Genomic DNA, 5,000 nt, shown 5'->3' with positions numbered 1-5,000 from the left:
AGTGCGTAACAGCTGACTGGTCAAGCGCCCTTGCGCCGAAAATGAACGGGACTAAGCGATGCGCCGAAGTTGTGGATGTGAATGGTAGGGGAGCGTTCCGCACTAGGGTGAAGCGGTAGCGTGAGCAGCCGTGGACGAGGCGGAAGTGAGAATGTTGGCTTGAGTAGCGCAAACATTGGTGAGAATCCAATGCCCCGAAAACCCAAGGGTTCCCCCGGAAGGTTCGTCCGCGGGGGGTTAGTCGGGACCTAAGGCGAGGCCGAAAGGCGTAGTCGATGGAGACAGGGTTGATAATCCCTGACTGGCAACTGGAGCTGAGGAGGGACGCACGAGAGCTAGCCACACCCTGAATGGATTGGGAGGGGTCTACGGACTCCGCGTGGTGAAGGGTAGTGCCAAGAAAAGCTCGTAGGCGATGAAGGTTGTCACCCGTACCCGAAACCGACACAGGTGGGTGGGTAGAGGATACCGAGGGGCGCGAGATAACCCTCTCTAAGGAACTCGGCAAAATGACCCCGTAACTTCGGGAGAAGGGGTGCCAGCGCGAGCTGGCCGCAGTGAAAGGGCCCAGGCAACTGTTTACCAAAAACACAGGTCTCTGCTAAGTCGCAAGACGACGTATAGGGGCTGACGCCTGCCCAGTGCCGGAAGGTTAAGGAAGTCGGTTAGCGCAAGCGAAGCTGGCGACCGAAGCCCCGGTGAACGGCGGCCGTAACTATAACGGTCCTAAGGTAGCGAAATTCCTTGTCGGGTAAGTTCCGACCCGCACGAAAGGCGTAATGATCTGGGCGCTGTCTCGGAGAGGGACTCGGCGAAATAGACGTGTCTGTGAAGATGCGGACTACCTGCACCTGGACAGAAAGACCCTATGAAGCTTTACTGTAGCCTGGAATTGGGTTCGGGCCTTGCTTGCGCAGGATAGGTGGGAGACTGGGAAGTACCCCTTGCGGGGGGTATGGAGTCGCCGGTGAGATACCACTCTGGCAGGGCTAGAATTCTAACTTTCCGCCCGGAAGCGGGGGAAAAGACAGTTTCAGGTGGGCAGTTTGACTGGGGCGGTCGCCTCCTAAAAGGTAACGGAGGCGCGCAAAGGTTCCCTCAGACTGGTTGGAAATCAGTCGTAGAGTGCAAAGGCATAAGGGAGCTTGACTGCAAGACCTACAAGTCGAGCAGGGACGAAAGTCGGCCTTAGTGATCCGACGGCGCTGAGTGGAAGGGCCGTCGCTCAACGGATAAAAGTTACTCTAGGGATAACAGGCTGATCTCCCCCAAGAGTTCACATCGACGGGGAGGTTTGGCACCTCGATGTCGGCTCATCGCAACCTGGGGCGGAAGTACGTCCCAAGGGTTGGGCTGTTCGCCCATTAAAGCGGTACGTGAGCTGGGTTCAGAACGTCGTGAGACAGTTCGGTCCATATCCGGTGCAGGCGCGAGAGGATTGAGAGGAGCTCTCCCTAGTACGAGAGGACCGGGAGGGACGCACCGCTGGTGTACCAGTTATCGTGCCAACGGTAGACGCTGGGTAGCCATGTGCGGAGTGGATAACCGCTGAAAGCATCTAAGTGGGAAGCCCACCTCAAGATGAGTCCTCTGTTAAGGTCCCGGGAAGACGACCCGGTAATAGGCTCTAGGTGGAAGTGCAGCAATGCATGCAGCCGAGGAGTCCTAATAGACCGTCTGCTTGACCCAACTGCAGGGGTGTTCTGCCTTCTCTTGCTGTGCAGCTTTCAAGGTGTTTTTCCCTTTGCCTGGTGCCTATGGCGATGTGGAACCACGCCGACCCCATCCCGAACTCGGACGTGAAACGCATCAGCGGCGAACCTACTTGAGGGGTGACCCTCCGGTAACCTAGCTCGGTGCCAGGCTCATCTCTCCACACCAACCCCCCAATACAAGGGGGGTTAATTTTCATCTGGGGGTAAAACTTACGGGAAGTTTCTCCCTTGAGCTCGCCGTAAGAGTTCTGTGCGTTCCAGATGGTTGAAGATGGGCGTGATCAGCTCTGGACCGACGATGGGTTTACCAACGAAGTCATCCTCTCCCGCTTGAAAGACTTGTTCGAGTGTGTGAGGGTCTGGGTGGGCGATTAGGAAGAGTATCGGGATCTTGCTCCAATCTCGGTCGTTTAATTCCGACATTATTTGATTAAGCTGCTCCCAAAAGTCTTTTGGGATCGAGAGGGAGTACAGGTCAAGTCTCCAGGGATCCAGTGGTTCTCTCAGCGCAAGGACGAATGACTTGTTGTCATCCACAACTAAAATCCTTTTTCTCTCGAGGTTTGAGGCTTCATTTTTGGCATAATCTAGTTGCTCGTTGAGAATCTTAAAGATAGCATCTGGGTCAATAGGCTTTTGCAAGAGCATGCGCTTGAGATCAGCATCTTTCGTTAGCAAAATGAGGAGAGGCAGATTTCGATTCCACCGAGATGGTGCTGGTTCGATCAATGTCCGGCCCAAGTATCTGGGCTTGGGCCGTCGACGGGGGCAAGAACCGAACCTTGGCTTAGCCAGTTTTTAAGGCAATAGGTAGCCCGGCAGTCGTCCTCGTTGTAGATGAGCGACTGCTCCAAATAGCGGCGATCTCGTGTTTCCAGCCACTGGCTGTACCAGTAGATGGAGTGGGCTCCACTGCCCTCGGGTAGTTGCCACTTAAACCCCAGCCAGCGAGCGATGTTTTTCAGGGAGTAGCTCTCGATGGGTAGCACTACCGAGCGCTGAACCCAGATGTGCAAATCTACAAAGCGCTTCAGCAGTTGCCGCACCTCTCGGGGATCCGTTTGGTGCTGCTCCCCCAGTCGCCGACAAGTCTGTACTTCAAAGCTGTGAAAATGATAGATGGGGGCCTCAGGGTAGCGTTGAACTAGCTGTAGGAATTGTTGCCAGGCTTGCCCTTCCTCTCGCGGCTCAGCAGCTAGGCAACTGTAGTAGTTGACAACCTTGTTCTCCTCTGCTTGTTCTACCACGAGCAAGCCCAGTAGGTAAGCGACGTTGTGGCGGGGATCCGCCTCGATATCGAAGTACAGCTCCACGGGCGCTGTCGGCAGAGCCTGAGGCGGGGATTGCAGCCAGAGGGGCTTGCGGCTGAGGGTGGCACGGGCTTGAAGCTGCAGTTGCAGGGCCACGCCGGCTCCCAGCTTGGGGATAGCCTGGAGCATCTCCAGGCGAGCGTTAGCTAAAGCCTCAATCGAATGGATCCCTGCCTCCTGCAAAAGGGGATAGCGGGATCCGGTTACGCCCGGCAGCAGGCTGAGGGGTTGAGCGGCGGCGTTCAACTGCCGACAGTGCTCCCGCCAGTGGCAAAGATGGCAGCGGCTGCGGGCCATGAACACCTGCGGTGGTTCCGGCTGGTTGAGGGAGTGCAGGTACTCCTGCAGCAATTGCCGCACCTGTGCTCGTCGGCGGCTCAGGTGGACGGGGTGCCACTTCCCATCTTTCAGGATCAAAATGCCCCGCTTGGGAACGTTTCCCTGCAGGGATCCGAGCAACTCTGCCTGCAAAGCCAGCACCAATTCGTATTCCGGTTTGGGGCGTTTGCCGATACGAATATGAACCGGCAGGTAAGAGGATCGGGCGGCGTGGCGACTTCTGCCAACGAGAGCGGGATCCCGAATTAGCAGATCCAGGGAGCTGCTCACCCAAACTGAACGTCTCTCTGGAACAGCTTCAGGCGGCAACGCAAGAGCGGGCACCATCTCGCAGTCTTCTGGGGCAGGGATGGGATCCCTTGGAGAGGAGGAGTGAGGGACAGGTTCAGAAGCAAGCTGCAACAGCTCTGCCTCAGCAGTACAGTTGAGATCTTCCTGCGGTTGCCAAAACAGCTCTGCGGCAATCCGTCCGCCGTAGATCCGCTCCGCCCCGTCGGCCATGGCTGCCAAGAGAGCTTCATTGCCCGGCGCAACCCGTTCTCCGGGGAATCGCTCAAACACAGCGGCTGCCAGGGCTTGGCGATCCCGCCGCCATTGCTCCAGCAGGTTGTCCGGCGGCAACTTGGCCTCTTGAGGGCCAAAGCGATCCAGGTAAGGCAAGCGTCGGCAACGAAAGAAAGCAAGCAGCTCCTCAGCCTCAACAGAACCCTGTCCTGCTGCTGCAACCTGGCACTCCAACGGTGGAAAACCTCAGCTCTGCTGCCATTGTGGCATGCCCCCAGGTTGCCCTCTGATCCTTCAAGACTTGGGATCCTGAGCGGGCAGGAGATGGGCGATGATCCGCTCAATCGTCTCAGATTGGCGACGAGCTGTATCGGCTTGCTGTTGACATATTGCCTTTAACTCTCCCAGCCAAGTGCTCTGCTCCTGGGATATCAGCACCTGTTGTTGAACAATGGCTTTCAGATGGGTCAGGTCATCCTTGACGAAGCTGACGGTCTCGGCCAAGGTCAACACAGCCCCAACCAGGCGATCCAGCCGGAAGTCAATTTGGTCGAACCGGTCTTTGCTCTGCATTTTCCTTACATTGGTTAGTAGAGGTTATCGGTGGGCGCTGAGGGAGGTCGCTTCACTGAGAAGAAAGCCCCAGTCTGACAGCCAGACCGCTCAAGCTTGTGTCTCTATTGTTACCCATAAGTACAAATACAGCACTAGCCATTTAGCACAACTTCCTCTATCTGCTGTACGCTCATGCCCTGCCCTGCGGACGCAACTCACTCTTCAGGTGCAATGTATACTACAGCCTGTTAAGGGCTCAAGGGGTACAATAGCAGCACTTAGCAAACCAACTTCGGAAGGAGGATGGATTGATCAGTAGTAAAGAAGTCTTCACTATCTGCTCCATGCTATATTTCCCAATTCTGCAAAGCTGCCGAATAAAATGCTTCAACACCGACCACATCATCTCAATGGGATTCAACTCCGGCGCATACACAGGCAGGTATAGGATTCTTGCTCCTGTCCCCCTAATCAATTCCTCAACTTCCCGACTCTTGTGGATATTTAAATTGTCCATAATCACAACCTTCCTCGCATCTAGCTTCGGACATAGCTCGCTTCTCAAAAACTCCAAAAA

4 protein-coding genes and 2 rRNA genes (1 of these 6 cut by a window edge) are annotated in these 5,000 nt (G+C 55.7%); 2 read left to right on the top strand and 4 right to left on the bottom strand.

Translation table 11 applies throughout. The features are described 5' to 3' along the window. Positions 1 to 1,689, top strand: a 23S ribosomal RNA gene (locus SYN63AY4M2_RS10000); it begins 1,120 nt to the left of the window's first position. 58 nt (positions 1,690 to 1,747) lie between these two features. Beyond that, a 5S ribosomal RNA gene (gene rrf, locus SYN63AY4M2_RS09995) occupies positions 1,748 to 1,865 on the top strand. A gap of 60 nt (positions 1,866 to 1,925) precedes the next feature. Here rrf and SYN63AY4M2_RS09990 read toward each other — a convergent pair. The 4 genes from SYN63AY4M2_RS09990 to SYN63AY4M2_RS09975 form a co-directional block, all read right to left on the bottom strand. Beyond that, positions 1,926 to 2,363 (bottom strand): response regulator transcription factor, encoded by a 438-nt coding sequence (locus SYN63AY4M2_RS09990; RefSeq protein ID WP_041438522.1) that lies wholly within the window; start codon positions 2,361 to 2,363, stop codon positions 1,926 to 1,928. A 77-nt stretch (positions 2,364 to 2,440) separates the two neighbouring features. Beyond that, positions 2,441 to 4,102, bottom strand: coding sequence for a TM0106 family RecB-like putative nuclease (locus SYN63AY4M2_RS09985; protein ID WP_228375290.1), 1,662 nt, complete (start codon positions 4,100 to 4,102; stop codon positions 2,441 to 2,443). Positions 4,103 to 4,162: 60 nt separating this feature from the next. Continuing rightward, complete coding sequence (locus tag SYN63AY4M2_RS09980) at positions 4,163 to 4,441, bottom strand: hypothetical protein (protein ID WP_011431115.1); 279 nt, start codon at positions 4,439 to 4,441, stop codon at positions 4,163 to 4,165. Positions 4,442 to 4,679: 238 nt separating this feature from the next. Beyond that, positions 4,680 to 5,000: transposase (locus tag SYN63AY4M2_RS09975; protein WP_206336841.1), on the bottom strand; the 321-nt coding region annotated here is incomplete at its 5' end.

Source organism: Synechococcus sp. 63AY4M2, from assembly GCF_002760475.1.
GTDB lineage: Bacteria > Cyanobacteriota > Cyanobacteriia > Thermostichales > Thermostichaceae > Thermostichus.
This window is presented reverse-complemented; position numbering and strand designations above follow the sequence as displayed.